This window comes from Pseudanabaenaceae cyanobacterium SKYG29, from assembly GCA_025055675.1.
Lineage (GTDB): Bacteria > Cyanobacteriota > Cyanobacteriia > Pseudanabaenales > Pseudanabaenaceae > M5B4.
In genome coordinates this window covers 931,223-946,239 of record JANWWT010000001.1, presented here as the reverse complement: position 1 = coordinate 946,239, position 15,017 = coordinate 931,223, and the positions used below count along the sequence as shown (strand labels likewise).

The window sequence follows — 15,017 nt, the reverse complement described above, 5'->3', positions numbered from 1 at the left end:
CCATGGATGAACTGGACTGCCAAAACGAGTACCCTGAATTACCACCGCCCCCTGACCCAGAGGAGATGTTACCTTTGCTGTGTTCGGCGGTACCCCTGGAGCGGATGACAGCCGCCCGGGCATTTTGTGAACTGGAGGATGCCAGGGCAATACCCCACTTGATTCGGTTACTCCAGGATGAATGCCCCCTTGTACGGGTAAGTGCTGCCTATGCCCTGGGCAGGAATCCCGATCGATCGGCAGTTCCCCCTTTGATTCAGCAATTGGAGGATTGGAATGGCTATGTGCGTAAGGGGGTAGTGTGGGCATTGGGGAATTCCCGCGACCCCAGAGCATTAGAGCCTTTAATCTGGAGTTTACAGAATGATATTACGGCAGTGCGTTTGTGGGCGGCTAGTGCCCTGGGACAGTTGGGGTTGGGTGAAGCTGTGCCCCATCTAATCGCCGCCTATCGCCGTGAGGAGGTAGCCGTAATCCGCAGTAATTGTGTGTGGGCATTGGGGAAGTTGTTGCCCCATTACGAGGATCGGGAGGAGGGGGTAGAGTTGTTGGTGGATGCACTCCAGGATGAGGATTTGGGGGTGCAGTCAGATGCCTCTATTGCCCTGCGGCGGATTGGGGATGAGTGGGGCTTGCAGATGTTGGGCAGTTTTGAATACGAACGGGGCTATTGTGACCTAGTTTACCCATGAGCAAGCGAATTGTTTTGACAGGGGGAGGAACGGCAGGACATGTAAACCCCAACTTGGCTTTGGTGGATGCTTTGCGGCAGGCGGGCTGGGAAATAAGTTACATTGGTTCCCAAGGGGGCATAGAAGCAGAATTAGTCAAAGATTTGCCCTTTTATGGCATCAGTAGCGGTAAGCTGCGGCGTTACTTTGATTGGCGCAATTTTACTGACCCTTTCAGAGTTCTACAGGGCTTAGCCCAAGCTCACAAAATTTTGGGGCAATGTCAACCGCAACTGGTTTTTTCCAAGGGGGGTTTTGTCACAGTACCTGTGGTAGTGGCAGCCTGGCTGCGAGGGATTCCTGTCGTTATCCATGAGTCGGACTATTCCCCTGGACTAGCAAACAAGCTGTCTGTTCCCTTTGCTAGAGAGGTGTGGGTTACGTTCCCTGAAACTCGCATGTATATACCCAGGGCAAAGGTAGTAGGGTTACCCATCCGATCGGACTTACTCAGGGGGGACAAACACCAAGGCTTAGATTTCTGTCGCTTTGATGCCCATAAACCTGTCCTGTTGGTGATGGGGGGTAGTTCGGGAGCGCAGCGGATCAATCAGGTAATTTGGCAGGGACTGCCCCAGTTGACCGATCGCTATCAGGTTATTCATCTCTGCGGTCAAGGGAATACAAGACCAGAGTTAGGAGATGTCCCCCATTATCGGCAATTCGCCTATCTCACCGCGGAGTTGAAGGACTGTCTGGCAGCAGCGGACTTGGTGGTATCGCGGGCGGGGGCTAATTCGCTGTTTGAACTGCTAGCACTGCGCAAACCTCATTTGTTGATTCCTCTTTCAACTCAAGCCAGCCGTGGTGACCAAATTCTCAATGCCCAGTCCTTTGCCCAAGCGGGTTATAGTGCTGTTTTGCCAGAGGAAGATTTGAGTGTGTCTAGTCTGCTCCTTGCCCTCGATCGTCTGTGGCAACAAAAAGACACCTATATCCAGAATATGCAAAGAAATGACATGCAAAACCCGATCGAGTGGATAGTATCTCGCTTTGAATCGATTATTAATTAATAGTTTAAGTCTTAGGCAAGAGATCCATCAATCTACTTTGCTGGGCAAAGCAAGTTCTAGTTGCAGGGAGTCAAGAGAATGAACTGGTTCCAAATTTACTGCTTCATATCCAGGTTTTATCAACAGGGCTTCCTCCATATAATTTCTAAGATTTTCAGTGGAGCCGACATGATAAAAGTGAGAGCAAGTTCTTTCTATCAGCCCATGCCAATAGTAAGTAATATGCAAGTTTGTGCGATATTTATTTGCTTTCCATGTAGACAAGGCAAAACCACAGGGCAGGTTGAGAACCGTTTTTGCCAAATCTGCTGCATCCTGCACAGACCACTGCTGATAATAATCTGTGTGCCTGCCAATATAGGGTGGGTCAAGATAGACAAAATCATTTTCCGTCACATTTTCCAGAATGTTTCGCCAATCTCCAATACGAAACTCCCAGTCTTTCCCCCGAACTATTTGACGTATCCGTATAATTTGATTAACTATTTTGGTCACATAGCCTTGACGAAAGCGATTCGGCTTATGACAAAATGGAACATTAAACTCCCCTTTGTTATTAAACCGTACTACTCCGTTGAAACATGACCTGTTTAGGAAGATAAAGTCTAGCGGATCACCACTTTTGTTGAACCTTTCCCTGACTGCATAGTAATAATCTGCACCTTTTGCTTGCAATTTTTTACCCTCTGCTGTCAAGTAGTCTCTTACTTCTTCAGGTAGCAAACTACCATTACAAATCATCTAATATAGATGGATGATATGGGGATTAATATCATTAACTAAAGCATGCTCTGGTTGAACATTGAATAGAACTACACCTGAACCCAGAAATGGCTCTATCCATCGCCCTCGGCCATGCCATGAAATACTGCTTAGGATGAATTTGACGAGCTTAGTTTTAATACCCTGACACTTTATCGGGGGGATAACAATCTGCTTTACTTTAAGTGGTAGCTTCTGAGTCATCATTTCACCAAGCCCCTGTAATGCAAATAATCAGATAAGTTAGTGTAAGGCGGTTGTTGTAGTTCCGCCGCCCTATCCATATCCTTGGTAAGGTAATACATCCAGTAATCATCAAATATTTCTTCTCCTAGACCAGCAAATGGACCAGAGCCACTGACAAGTTTATCAATTTCTTTATCAATTTCTGTAACCGAACCGATGCTCTTAGTATTTCCACTGCCTGGACAATCAGAAGCAATACGATACTTTTCCTGGACGAAAAACTGTATGTCTTTGATAACAGAAGTAATCTGTTCGAGTTCATCAAGGGTGTATTTTCTTTCCTGATTGATTAACTGACTTGTTTTTGAGTAAATTACACCAAGAACAAAATGACCACTATAAGAGTCCTAGGGGAAGGTTACATTCTTTGTACTACTTCTTTCTCGAAAATAACCAGTAAAAGCTCCAAGTGTCATACCATTTACGCGGTATTGCTAACTCTATAAGTAGTCTTCAAATCCAAGAGCAAAGCATTGACCATCACTACCTACAAAACTTATATCTGGGTAAAAATTTTGTTGTTCTGATAAGACTGTTTTTAAGCCATTTCTTTCAGCAAAGCTTGCTAGCTCTGGCAGCAACAGCAGTTCCATAATTTTGGAGATAACTTTTGTGTCTGGCGACAGCGTATAAATATTCTTGGCTATATCTATGAAGCCCTTAATGATCCAGTCACCACTAGGGGTAGAAACTGCTTTATTGAATATGGCTACTTCTGCCTGCAGTGCAGCTAAAAAGCTATTTTTGTCCATCACCTTACCTTACTAGTCTGGTTGATAGGGGTAAATTAACTTTGGGTTAAACGACGAATCCGATCGGTAATTTTTGCCCAGTCCTCCTGCGCCACCAAATGGGGGGGAAACAAATCCGTAGCTAGCCCCACAGCCACAGCCCCTGCTTGTAGGAAAGATTTGGCATTCTCGATCGTTACTCCCCCTGTGGGGATGAGGGGAATATCAGGAAAAACAGGCTTGAGGGCTTTGATGTAACTAACTCCCCCCAAGTTAGCCACAGGAAAAACTTTGACTGCTGTGGCTCCCCTCTGCCAGGCGGTAAAAATTTCGGTGGGAGTGGTTGCTCCTGCCACGATCGGTACTTCCTCTGCCCTTGCCGCCTCAATCACCTCGACAGTATGAACGGGGGAAAACAGAAACTGACTGCCCCAACTAATCGCTTTTTGCACCATCTCTCTGGTTGTGAGTGTTCCCGCCCCTAGGATTAACTCAGGAAAGTCGCGGCGCAATGTACGGATGACCACATCGATTTGGGGTGTTTGCCAACTAATTTCTACACAAGTAATACCTCCCTCCACAGCACACCGCCCACAGGCAATTGCCACAGAGGGAGTAGAAGTACGAATGACCGCCACTAGGGGCGATCGGTGCAGGACAGTAAATAAATCAAGCAATTTCCGCTGGTTGATACTGTAGCAGGAGATCAGCGCTGACCGCCCGTAACTCCTCACAGCAAATCGTATCACTGGGAAGAGCGGTCACATCTTCGTGAATTTCTACAATAGAACCAACGGGAGCATCAAAGACAATACACTGGTTGGGAAATACAGTCCGCTCAAAGTAGGCACGAGCATCGCTAATACGCAGAATTTGGGGATGATTAGCCAAATTGCGATAAGTGCAGGGTACTAAGCTGTTCATAGTATAGGGCGCTTGCTATGAGTATAAATCTATAGGAGAGGGGAGCAAAGGTTCGGTATAATGTAACACCCTTTTAAGAAATTTACCGATTTATTTCCTCAGACGGATTTGTCTAACCAGTTGTTTGAAACTGTCGCGGCGGAGATAGGGGTAGTCACTCACCCACAGTCGCAAACTAGGGATATAGGCATCACTAGTGCAACGGCTCAGGCGGGTAAAATGCCGATCGGCGGCAAAAATAATTAAGCAAATCTCCTCCCCTGGTTCAATACGTTTGTAAATCCTTTGCATGGGGGAGCGGTAGGTTAAGACTATATCAGTGTCGTCGTCCCCCAGTTCTAAATTGATAAAACTCTCAGTGGCATAGCTGACATCTAAGCGCCCTCGTTCATCCACCTTCTCCTGTTTAGTGGAGACCTCTTCCGAGAGATAGCAATCGTCAATCACCGCCCACCAGAGAGCACTGTAGGGGTACTTGCGCAACTGGGCATTGCGACCCATGGCCAAGGGAACAGGTCCCAGCAACCAGTAAAAAGCTCCCACTGCCCCCACGATAAACACTACTAGTTCCCAGGGGGTATTTACTACGCGAAAATGCAGCACCCAAGCAATTGTGGCAATAGCCACGGAGACCATGATACGGCGAAATAGGTCTTGTCCTGTACCCCAGTAGTACTCATATTGCTCCCTGGTGGGAATGAGGGGGAGTAGCTCATTTAATTGTTGACGACTTAGGGGTAAAAGCATAACCTTCTGGCACAGCCCTGTTATCCATTCTATGGCAGGCTTACCTGTAGCAGTGTTAGTGTAAGAGTTTGATAATGCTCTTGGTGAGGTACTATGCCCCTCGATCGTTTTTCTGTTTCGCCTCTCATTCGTTTGACTCTTCTGTTATTGTATGTTGCCCTTCTATTGCCTTTGACTTTCTTACCGCAATCACCGACTTGGATGGGGGTAGCCCTATTGGCAGGGGGAGTATTGCTCTGGGGTGCCCTAGGAGAACAGGTGCTTATCACGGAAGCAGTGATTGAGTTACGGTATCCCTGGTGGCTCAGGTGGCTGCGATCGGGGTGGGTATTGCCCTGGCAAGAGATTGTAGCCCTGCGTCCCCGCACGACAGGACAGGGGGGGTTGGTGTACTACTTGGTGGATAAAGCAGGGAATGGGTATTTGTTGCCGATGCGCATGGCGGGCTTTACGCGCTTTGTCCGTTGGGTAGAACAGAAGACAGGTATCGATACAAGGGATGTGCGTCCCCTAGCTCAGCCCTGGATGTACGTGATCCTGCTCACTTTTTCTTTCCTGCTGTTGTTGTTTGATATTTTTTTAGCTATCTCCCGCCCCCATGCCTAGTTTATTGATTACAGGTTCGGATACTAGTGTGGGCAAAACGATCGTCACTACTCTTCTTGCCAGCTATTTACTCGATCGTTACCCCCAGCAAGTGGCTCTCTACAAACCCGTCCAATCAGGGCGGGGGGACTGGGAATACTACGCTGAACAAATTGCTAAGCATCAACCTAGAGAGGAAATTTGCGCCCAAAAATTCGCCCTCCCTTTAGCCATCCCTCTAGCGGCGGAGCGGGAAGGAAAGCAGGTGGATTGGCAATTGCTGTGGCAGGGGTATCAGCGGTTAGTGCAGAAATACCAGATTGTTTTAGTAGAGGGAGCGGGGGGGATTGGTTCCCCTGTGACATGGGAATGGACAGTGGCAGATATGGCGAGGGAGTGGCAGTTACCCACGGTGATTGTGGTACCTGTGAAGTTGGGGAGCATGACCCAATCGATCGCCGCCTGTGCCCTCGCCAGGGAAGCTAAGGTAGATGTACGGGGGATTATTTTTAACTGCGTGCAACCCTATACAGAAGAAGAAATCTATGACTTTGTCGCCCCCGATCGTTTACCTCTGTTGACCCGTGTACCAATTCTGGGCTTTGTCCCTGCCCTAGAGACCCGTCCCACTCCTGGGGAACTAAAGCAAATTGTGGCTAACCTAGACCTAGGGACTATGGGCTTAGAGGAAATCTAGCAACCGTCTGGCAATGCCCGCTGCCCCCCCCGCTTCCCCTACTCTAATTTTGCCGTTGCGCTGACAGGCTTGCAGATATTCCTGGTCCTGCAGAATTTGCGGTATTGCCCTTGCTGCCTGGCGTAGAGTGTCCAGGGTAGCAGGTTGAGTGCCGATCGTGCGCACTGACAAACCCAGAAGACGATTTTGGGCTTCTGCAAAGCGGTAATTGAACTGGGGACCCTCACCTGGTACTTGAATAACGGGCTTCCCTAAACCTACTGCCTGTTCCACCGCTGTCCCTGCCATGCCTATGACTATGTGGCACTTGCGTAAAATTTCGCCAAAGGCAGAGCTAGAGTAACACACATCAATTCCCCCCTTGCGCAATACCCCAGGCTGGACAAGAGACCATCCTATCGGCTCTACAAACTGCGCTAAGTTTTCCGCCAAAGCGGGTACCAAGGCTGCCCACCCCTGTACGGCAAACCCCACTTCCTGTTGCAGAATTTCGATGATTTGTAACTGCAACGCCAAATTGTGCCCACATTCTGGCAGCCGACTACCAGGCAAAAGCGCCACGATCGGCTCAGGGGAGGCAATTTGCGCCCCCTGTTCACCCTGCACCAAGTCCATGATGGGATAGCCATGAAATTCTGCCTTCCCCAAACCCTGATTCTGCAAATCCAAAGCGGAAAACCGATCGCGGGTGAAGACAATTTCACACCTGGGATGCCACAGACCCCACCGCGCTAACCAGGGTAATTTTAAGCGCCCCTCATAAAATGCTGAAGACGACACCAAAAATACCGCAAACCTGCACCCTGTCAGCAGTGCTGCCAGAATTACCACCACATCCCCCACAGCACAAACAAAATCTCCCCTAAACTGACGGAGGGCTGAGCACTGTTGCCACAGCAGGGGCAAGAGCCCCGATCGGACATCCCGCCACAACTGGTCATAACCCATATACAGAAACCCCCCCGACGGCAGAGACTGGGTAGGCGCAATCAGGGGCACACCCAAACGACGATAGGCTTTGCCTTCCCCCACGATCGGCAGAGCACACACCTGCACCTCAGGACGGAGAGCTAACAACGCTTGTAAAATCGTGCTCCCATTGAGGTCTTCCCCATGCCCATTACTAATAAACAGAACTCTTTTTGCCAACTAACACTCCCCCCACAGCAAATTAACTGGCTGCCACAGTGGCAGAGATGTTAAATTTTAGTAACGTTTTTTAAGATTTTTATACCTTGCTGACCACGTTTACTAAAACCAGGATAACTATACCCCACTCTCTACCCTTCTTTTTAGCAGCGGGCTTTCTAGTCACCCTACCTGTATTTGGGCAAGCCCCCCTGGTACGCTCCCATCCTTGGCTGAGTTTACTCCTGAGTTTAGGTTGGTTTACCTGGGGACAGCAATTACGACAACCTTGGGCAAGTTTACTCTGGGGTTTTGCCTGGACATGGTTCTGTGGTTCTCTTTACTGGGGCTGGTATCGCAGTGACCCCCTCTGGCACCTACCAATGGAAGGTTTGGCACTTCCCTGGGCAGTCTGGGGCTTGGGCCAACCCCGCTATCGGGTAGGCAGTTGTTTTTACCTGGGGTCTCTGTGGGGCACGATCGTAACTGACCTCTACTTCTGGCTCAATGACCTCCTGCCTGCCTGGCGTGTCTTTGTCAACTGCGATTCCACCTCCATAGGCACAGTTCTTTATCAAGTAGGGCAACAGCTACAGAGTCCTTGGGGGTTAGGTACAGCTGTCCTACTGACGGCTAGTTTGCTTTGGCTAGCCCAGAATGTTTTGCGTCAAAGGACTGTAGATCGGGCTGTGTTTGCTGGTGCTGTTTTATTTACCCTAGTTACTGACCTTATATTTGCTGCAGGAGTATTTATGCTGACTTCGGAGTAAAGCGGCATCGTGGTAGTATAAATCCATCGCCAGTCATTCCCATCCTATGGAGCAACAAGTACCTCACCTCATTATTCAGCAAGAGGGGCAGGAGAAAATAGTCTACCTGGCGAATGCATCCTCCTGGAAGATTGGCAGAGCGGACAGCAACGACATTGTGATGAAAGACCGCTACTGTTCCTCCAATCATGCCATTATTCAAAACATGGAAAACAGCTTCTACCTGATTGATTTGGGTAGCATGAATGGCTCCTTTGTCAACGGCAAGCGCATCAGTATTCCTGTGCAACTCAAGCACAATGATCAAATTACCTTGGGGATGACGCAAATGCGCTTAATCTGTCCCGCCCAGAGTCCCCATGAATCAAGAGTGGGAGATGTATTTCGCCAACCAGGGGAAAATTCCACAGTGATGTTGCAGAAAAAGCGGTTAATTACAGTCCTGGTGATTGATATTCGTAACTACACCAAGCTAACCCAGATGCTCCCTGAGCAAACGCTGTCCCAGGTGATTGGCAAGTGGTTCAGTGAGGCGTGGAAAATCCTGCAGCAGTATGGCAGTGGCGCGGATAAATACATTGGCGATGCCATTATGGCGGTGTGGATCCATGAAAATAGCCAAAATGAGGGAGATACTGTTGATTCCAAAGAAATTCTCAAAGTTCTGCAGGCACTCTATGACCTCTATCGGGTAAGCGATGGTTTGAACGATAAATTTACCTTGCCCTTCCGTCTACGCATTGGGGCGGGGATCAATACAGGGTCAGCGATCGTGGGGCAAATGAGTGCAGGAGGAAGACCAGAGTACACTGCCCTAGGGGATTCGGTCAATGCTGCTTTTCGCCTGGAGTCCTCCACTAAGGAGATTGGTGTGGATATTGCCATCGGAGAAGAGACCTTCAAAAACGTACCCCGCTCCCACCTACTAAATTTTGAACGGCACCGTGTCCCTGCCAAGAACTACGACGAACCCCTGACTGCCTACATGGGCAAATTTACCGACCTAGAAGCGTACCTGCGGGAATTAGAAAAGATCACCGATCGTCAACAACAGCCCAACGCCATTGAACAGTAAACTAAACGCTACCACTGTTCCTGCAAACGCCAAAGGGATAAGAGCAAAAACTCTGCCGATTTGTAACTCCAGGGCAATCGCTACCGCTTTCAGCTGCCATAAAACAAACCAGAGCACTACTGCCAAACCACAGACTACGCCGATCCCACCGCCCAAGTTCAAAGCAGGGGCAAAAAATAACCAGGGCAGACTGGCAAAGCCTGTGAGGGTGAGTACCCGATCGAGATTGACCTCTTTCCCCAGGCTGTGACCCAAGCGTTCCAGGAGCCAGCAGAGACCGTACCAGCCCCCTAGACCCGTTACAAGCTGTAACAGTATAGTTCCGCCGCCACTGCGCAGACCTTCTAACAAGTTGACCAAAGCCACCACGAGTGCCCCGCGCCAGACGGTTGATTGTTCCTTGAGGGCTGTCAGCGTTTGGTGGGGCAAAAACAACGTACCGTAGATGTCATCTAGGAAAGCCAGCATAGTCAAGGCAGCCATTTAACAGTAATGCTATCATAGACCCTACATAGAAACGACAGGAAATTAGCGGGATGGAGGGATTATTTTCTACCCAAGGTATCATGGTTATGCTCCTAATTACCTATGGGGTAGCGATGTGGTTATTTTTAAGCAGTGCCCCCCAGGTCTATACAATTATGGTGTCAAATTTGGAGCAGGCGAAGGAGCTTTACGAAGGTATTTTACACTTATCGATTGCTAAAATTCCCCTCCAATACTATGGTTATGACCAGGGTATTCCCTCCCTTGATCCTGTCTATATCCCCAACAATTTCAGTAAGAAATTATCGGAGGGGGTATGGTACCAATTGCAGAAAAATACCCAAATTCACGTAGTAGCAGGGGCCCATGCCCTAGAAAATCGTGACCGTCATATTTGTTTCGATCGAGATTGTATAAAGAAACTCCTCCGCCGTGTGCAAAGACTGGGATTAAAACACAAGGTCAAAAGTGAAACACCCCTGGTTTTTTGGGTGAAGGATAGTCAAGGTAGAATTATTGAAATTGCTGAGGTAAAAATGTAGATTTTTGGTACAAAGCTGATCGATTACCGCGGTAATGAAGGGCAGGGCTGATGACATAAAGAGCCGATCGTTCTAGCTGCATTGTACGACTAACTACTGCCATATTTTCTAACTTGGTGGTAACAATTTTTTCATCCTGCCAGCCCAAGTGATAACAAATGGCTACGGGAGTACTAGGGGGATAGGCGGTTAGTAATTCAGCGGTAGCAATTTCAATTTGTTTGGCACTCAAATACAGGCAGATTGTGGCCTGGTGTTTGGCTAACTCCCTTAATGCTTCCCGATCGGGTACCTTATTTTTGGCACTGACACGTGTGAGAATAATTGTTTGCACCAACTCAGGTATGGTTAATTCCACTTGCAAGCGGGCGGCGGCTAACTGAAAAGCACTAACTCCTGGTACGACTTCCACGGGGATACTGGCAGCTAATAACCGATCGATTTGTTCGCCAATCGTGCTGAATATAGAGGGGTCACCATCATGTAAACGCACTACCAATTGGTTGCTCGTGGCACAGTTAATCATGAAATTTGTAATTTCCTCCAAGCTCAACTCAAGGCTAGGGATAACCTGGGCATTCGATCGGCAATACTGCAAAATGGGAGCAGGAATTAGGGAATTAGTGTAAATTACCACATCCGCTTGACTGAGGAGATGCTTGCCCTTGATTGTAATTAATTCAGGGTCACCCGGACCCGCCCCCACAAAGTAAACAGGTTTCATGTCTCCCCAATTAAATTACCTAACCGATCGCAGAGAATAGCAGTAACTGTAACATGACGGTCTGCATACTTATGGATATATGCTTTTGCCCTTTCACTGATGCGCTGGGCTAAATCGCTAAATACTAACCGATCGTAACCCTGCTCTTGCAAATATTGGTGTACAGCATCGGCCGTGGGTAGGCTTTCTATTCTAGTAATTACATCAAAGGGTAATTGATGGCGCACGGCGGCACGGACAAGAATATCAATACGACCATCGGCAATATGACTAGAGGTATTAAATATACCCCCTGCTAATTTAATTAGCTTGCCGTGGTAACCAATTAGCGTAATAGATTCTACTCCTAACAATGCCGCTTCTACTAACATGACCCCTAGCCAATTAGCTGTTTGCACTAGCTGAGATGATTGATAACCCAAGCGCTGTGCCACCCCATAGCTGTTAGCGCCAATGTAAAATACAATTGCCTTGTTATCCTGTGCTTTTTGACGTAAATCTGCCCGTAATTCTTCTAACTTATCCTCCACCGATAGAGGTTGGGCGATTGCTGTAGTACCCAACAACGATAATCCCTCCAAAATACCAAATGCTTGATTAGAAGTACGTTTAGCAATCTCTCTCCCTTCTGGTAGGATAAAGCGCACAATCACCGATCGTTCCTCTGGTACTAGGGGCAATAAATTAGCATCAGCTAATTGATAGGTTAAGCGATAGATAGCAGCTGCACCTTCTTTAGTTTTGCCAATACCTTCCCCCCCTTCTAATCTAATCGGCGGATAGTTATTAGTTCGCGGCAGAATTTTCACCCAAGCTGCTACGGTCATCCCTGCTGTTAAATCTAAATTGTCCCCAGGGTCACTAATTGTTGTAGCGAGACAGGTAAATTCATCTATAGGAATAACTTGGGCAATAGGAATATTGCCCCTACCGTCTGTCAATAAGTCTAACTCCACTACCTCTACTTTTCGTCCTAATAAATAGAGTAGAGCTGCCTTCCCACTGGCAATAGCAAATACTGGTAGGGTATAACCTGTTCTTACAGCCATACAGCGATTTTAAGTTAAATTAGTCAAGGTGGCACTGTTGTAGATATGTTAACAAAGCGTCCCCAGCGGCAACTAACCCTCAAGTGGCAAAGACAAAAATATAGCGCCATTTCACGGCAGATTGAGGTTTTTACAGCAGTTTTTACATTTTTGTTTCTCCTCTGGTGGGACAGTTGGCGGGGGGATACTTCTAGTCAATGTCGTCGCCGTCGTTCTGCCTGGTTGGTGCAACAGATGCTGGATTTAGGTCCTGTCTTTATCAAGATCGGACAATCTCTATCTACCCGCCTTGATTTGTTACCAAAGGAATATATCGAAGCATTTGCCGAGCTACAAGACTGTGTTCCCCCCTTTTCTGCCGAGGAAGCTGCCACAGTTATTGAACTAGAATTAGGTAAGCCTTTATTTGCCATCTATCGTGATTTTAACCCTGAGCCTTTAGCCTCTGCTAGTTTGGGGCAAGTCCATAGAGCGCGCCTACACACAGGGGAAGAAGTAGTAGTTAAAGTGCAACGCCCTGGCTTAAAGAGATTGTTTGATTTAGATTATCTAGCTATTCAAAAACTACTGGCTGTTTTTCGTAAACTTGGCTGGTTCAAACAGTGGCAACTAGAGGAAATATCCCAGGAATTCTTTACTGTTCTATATCAGGAAATTGACTACATCCATGAGGGGAACAATGCCGATCGATTTCGGCAAAATTTTCAAGATATGCCCCGTATACTTGTCCCTAAGGTGTATTGGCAATATTCCACTGCTAAGGTGCTGACCCTAGAGTATTTACCAGGTATTAAAGTAGCCGATCGGGCTGCCCTAGAAGCCTGTGGCATTGACCCCACAGAAATCAATCAATTAGGTATTTATTGTTACCTCCGTCAATTGTTGCAGGATGGTTTTTTCCATGCTGACCCCCATCCAGGGAATATTGCTGTTAGCCCTAGGGGTGAGTTAATTTTCTATGATTTTGGCATGATGGTAGAGGTGCCTGCCCTCAGTAAGGAACAGATGGTTAAAACATTTTTTGCTGTCCTCAAAAAGGATACAGATACTGTTATTTCCACCCTAACAGGTATGGGATTGCTAGAGCCTGTAAATGACATGGCTCCTGTGAAACGTTTGTTTAAGTTTTTACTTGATCGCTTTACAGAAAGACCAGTTAACCTCAAAGAATTGGAGTCAATCAAACGGGAAATTTACAGTGTCTTTGAACAACAACCCTTTCGCCTACCAGCGAAGATGATTTATATTTTGAAATCCCTAGCTACATTAGATGGGCTAGCCCGTATTCTTGACCCTGAATACAATCTCACTGCCGCTGCCCAACCCTTTGTCCAAAGTATTACTGCCCAAAATAAAAGCAGTCTACTAGGGGAATTGTGGCAACAAGCCCGATCGTTTCTTGCCTATAGGTTTAATCAGCCTTCGCGGACAGAACTGTTAGTTTTACGCTTAGAGGAAAGACTAGAGCGGGGGGAACTGGAAATTCAAATCCGATCGATGGAAACAGAACGGCTCTTAAAACGTGTCCACCTAGCTTTGAAAGTATTAGTTTATTTAGGTCTAGCAGGATTTACACTAGCGATCGGGGTGTTGTTATTACTATTTGGACAGGGTCAGTATCAGGGCTGGGTAATTTTGCTATTTAGTGTGGGCGCTTTTTGCACACTGACATTTCTACGCTTGTTATTTACTCTCAGTTGGAAAGAACGCCTAGACAAGTTAGCGGAAAATTAGCGAAAAGCTAAAAGCAAAATCTGTGTCCCTTAGTGCTATATTCAAAACATAGCTCCCTCTGTCCTGACCATGGAATCCTGTCGCAACGTAATGTTACCTCTAGTTTATGCAGAAGCTAGGCAACAACTGCAACGAGCGGGTACTAAAAGTAACATTGCCATTGCTGATGTGGTTGCCTACAGTCTTAACCGTCTCTCTCCGCTTTTTATTGCTCGTCAGGATGAATGGCAGAAGCAAATACCACTCCTACAGAATACTTTGAGGGGTCGAATTTCTGAAGTAGTTCACCAAGCCATTTTACAAGTGCGCAAGCCACGTCTCCAATCGGTAACACCTCTAACTGCTACGGAATTAGCCACACCAATGTACACACTTTTGCGCCTACGGGAACTGTTAAAAAAACCGCAGATGACTTGGCTAGAGCTGCCCCAATGCCTAGAAGAGTACTTGCTGCAGATTAATCCCCAGTCTGGCAGTATACCCATTAATAAGTATGTTAGTAAAAGAAAAGAAGATACCTCCCTAATCCCTAGCAAAGCTGATTATGATGACTATACTCTACCGGCAACAATAGGTGTGGTTAACAGTATTGAGCAACTTATTTATCGCTTAGCAGTTCATCGCTTGGATACTTTGCCCCCTAAATTGTCTGCCTATGCTCGCTTGATTCCTGTAGATGAAGTGATGGCAGTAGCCTTGAATTGTTTACCACCTATGTACGCCACCACACAGGAAGGATTGAAGCGGCTGCGCTACTATAGTAAGATACACATTGGCTCTCAATTGGCAGAAATTGTCACAAAAGCGGTCATTACATTAGGTCAGGAAGCTAGTAAAAGTTTCAGTATACCGATACTGATTTTTCAAAATATCCGCCAGGAACGCCAAGAAGCGATGGCACGGCTCAATTGGATGCTCAAACGAAAGGATATCAATTGGGAAAATAGCTACGCTGTAATTTTGGAAGCCATCGATCGCCTACGTCTCACTGGCAATTTGGACTGGCAGAGAATTAAGGCTGTGGAAGAAAACAGTTAATTTTGCTACACTGAGGGCGCAGTGGGAGGAGAAGG

16 protein-coding genes and 2 pseudogenes are annotated in these 15,017 nt (G+C 47.1%); 9 read left to right on the top strand and 9 right to left on the bottom strand.

The features are described from left to right. The first annotated feature begins 2 nt into the window (after positions 1 to 2). Both NZM01_04500 and NZM01_04495 read left to right on the top strand, forming a co-directional pair. Positions 3 to 692 (top strand): HEAT repeat domain-containing protein, encoded by a 690-nt coding sequence (locus NZM01_04500; protein ID MCS6959287.1) that lies wholly within the window; start codon positions 3 to 5, stop codon positions 690 to 692. Further along, positions 689 to 1,744, top strand: a complete 1,056-nt coding sequence (locus NZM01_04495; protein ID MCS6959286.1) for an undecaprenyldiphospho-muramoylpentapeptide beta-N-acetylglucosaminyltransferase — start codon at positions 689 to 691, stop codon at positions 1,742 to 1,744. Before NZM01_04500 ends, NZM01_04495 begins: the two co-directional genes overlap by 4 nt. Positions 1,745 to 1,771: 27 nt before the next feature. Here the strand turns inward: NZM01_04495 and NZM01_04490 are convergent. The 5 genes and pseudogenes from NZM01_04490 to NZM01_04470 form a co-directional block, all read right to left on the bottom strand. Beyond that, positions 1,772 to 2,710: pseudogene (locus NZM01_04490) on the bottom strand (Dam family site-specific DNA-(adenine-N6)-methyltransferase). Beyond that, positions 2,710 to 3,504, bottom strand: a pseudogene (locus NZM01_04485) (EcoRV family type II restriction endonuclease). The pseudogenes NZM01_04490 and NZM01_04485 overlap by 1 nt, the downstream one beginning before the upstream one ends. Before the next feature lie 35 nt (positions 3,505 to 3,539). Further along, positions 3,540 to 4,160: a bifunctional 4-hydroxy-2-oxoglutarate aldolase/2-dehydro-3-deoxy-phosphogluconate aldolase gene (locus NZM01_04480; protein ID MCS6959285.1), complete on the bottom strand. Its 621-nt coding sequence runs from the start codon at positions 4,158 to 4,160 to the stop codon at positions 3,540 to 3,542. Beyond that, positions 4,153 to 4,407, bottom strand: a complete 255-nt coding sequence (locus NZM01_04475) for a DUF1830 domain-containing protein (protein ID MCS6959284.1) — start codon at positions 4,405 to 4,407, stop codon at positions 4,153 to 4,155. The genes NZM01_04480 and NZM01_04475 overlap by 8 nt, the downstream gene beginning before the upstream one ends. Positions 4,408 to 4,497: 90 nt before the next feature. After that, positions 4,498 to 5,154 (bottom strand): hypothetical protein, encoded by a 657-nt coding sequence (locus NZM01_04470; protein MCS6959283.1) that lies wholly within the window; start codon positions 5,152 to 5,154, stop codon positions 4,498 to 4,500. A 93-nt stretch (positions 5,155 to 5,247) separates the two neighbouring features. On the opposite strand from NZM01_04470, the gene NZM01_04465 reads away from it, so the two are divergent. Both NZM01_04465 and bioD read left to right on the top strand, forming a co-directional pair. Next, the gene (locus NZM01_04465; GenBank protein MCS6959282.1) at positions 5,248 to 5,760 is read left to right on the top strand and encodes a hypothetical protein; all 513 of its coding nucleotides are present in this window, start codon (positions 5,248 to 5,250) and stop codon (positions 5,758 to 5,760) included. Next, positions 5,753 to 6,436 carry a dethiobiotin synthase gene (gene bioD / locus NZM01_04460; GenBank protein ID MCS6959281.1) on the top strand — a complete coding sequence of 228 codons (684 nt, stop codon included), beginning with the start codon at positions 5,753 to 5,755 and terminating at the stop codon, positions 6,434 to 6,436. The genes NZM01_04465 and bioD overlap by 8 nt, the downstream gene beginning before the upstream one ends. Here bioD and NZM01_04455 read toward each other — a convergent pair. Beyond that, positions 6,422 to 7,585, bottom strand: coding sequence for a lipid-A-disaccharide synthase-related protein (locus NZM01_04455; protein ID MCS6959280.1), 1,164 nt, complete (start codon positions 7,583 to 7,585; stop codon positions 6,422 to 6,424). The genes bioD and NZM01_04455 overlap by 15 nt on opposite strands. Positions 7,586 to 7,671: 86 nt before the next feature. Here NZM01_04455 and NZM01_04450 point away from each other — a divergent pair, with 86 nt between their 5' ends. Together NZM01_04450 and NZM01_04445 are read left to right on the top strand one after the other, a co-directional pair. Continuing rightward, on the top strand, positions 7,672 to 8,334 hold the full coding sequence (locus NZM01_04450; GenBank protein MCS6959279.1) for a DUF3120 domain-containing protein: 663 nt from the start codon (positions 7,672 to 7,674) through the stop codon (positions 8,332 to 8,334). A gap of 46 nt (positions 8,335 to 8,380) precedes the next feature. After that, positions 8,381 to 9,409: an adenylate/guanylate cyclase domain-containing protein gene (locus NZM01_04445; protein MCS6959278.1), complete on the top strand. Its 1,029-nt coding sequence runs from the start codon at positions 8,381 to 8,383 to the stop codon at positions 9,407 to 9,409. On the opposite strand, the gene NZM01_04440 is transcribed toward NZM01_04445, so the two are convergent. Beyond that, positions 9,359 to 9,892 (bottom strand): hypothetical protein, encoded by a 534-nt coding sequence (locus NZM01_04440; protein MCS6959277.1) that lies wholly within the window; start codon positions 9,890 to 9,892, stop codon positions 9,359 to 9,361. The genes NZM01_04445 and NZM01_04440 overlap by 51 nt on opposite strands. A 53-nt stretch (positions 9,893 to 9,945) precedes the next feature. On the opposite strand from NZM01_04440, the gene NZM01_04435 reads away from it, so the two are divergent. Continuing rightward, positions 9,946 to 10,437 carry a glyoxalase-like domain protein gene (locus NZM01_04435; protein ID MCS6959276.1) on the top strand — a complete coding sequence of 164 codons (492 nt, stop codon included), beginning with the start codon at positions 9,946 to 9,948 and terminating at the stop codon, positions 10,435 to 10,437. On the opposite strand, the gene cobM is transcribed toward NZM01_04435, so the two are convergent. After that, complete coding sequence (gene cobM / locus NZM01_04430) at positions 10,409 to 11,161, bottom strand: precorrin-4 C(11)-methyltransferase (GenBank protein ID MCS6959275.1); 753 nt, start codon at positions 11,159 to 11,161, stop codon at positions 10,409 to 10,411. The genes NZM01_04435 and cobM overlap by 29 nt on opposite strands. Further along, a complete protein-coding gene (gene cbiD / locus NZM01_04425; protein ID MCS6959274.1) occupies positions 11,158 to 12,210 on the bottom strand; it encodes a cobalt-precorrin-5B (C(1))-methyltransferase CbiD in 1,053 nt (350 codons plus the stop codon). The genes cobM and cbiD overlap by 4 nt, the downstream gene beginning before the upstream one ends. 45 nt (positions 12,211 to 12,255) lie before the next feature. On the opposite strand from cbiD, the gene NZM01_04420 reads away from it, so the two are divergent. Together NZM01_04420 and NZM01_04415 are read left to right on the top strand one after the other, a co-directional pair. Beyond that, positions 12,256 to 13,944, top strand: coding sequence for an AarF/ABC1/UbiB kinase family protein (locus tag NZM01_04420; protein ID MCS6959273.1), 1,689 nt, complete (start codon positions 12,256 to 12,258; stop codon positions 13,942 to 13,944). 69 nt (positions 13,945 to 14,013) lie between these two features. Next, positions 14,014 to 14,982: a late competence development ComFB family protein gene (locus NZM01_04415; protein ID MCS6959272.1), complete on the top strand. Its 969-nt coding sequence runs from the start codon at positions 14,014 to 14,016 to the stop codon at positions 14,980 to 14,982. The last annotated feature ends 35 nt before the right edge of the window (positions 14,983 to 15,017 follow it).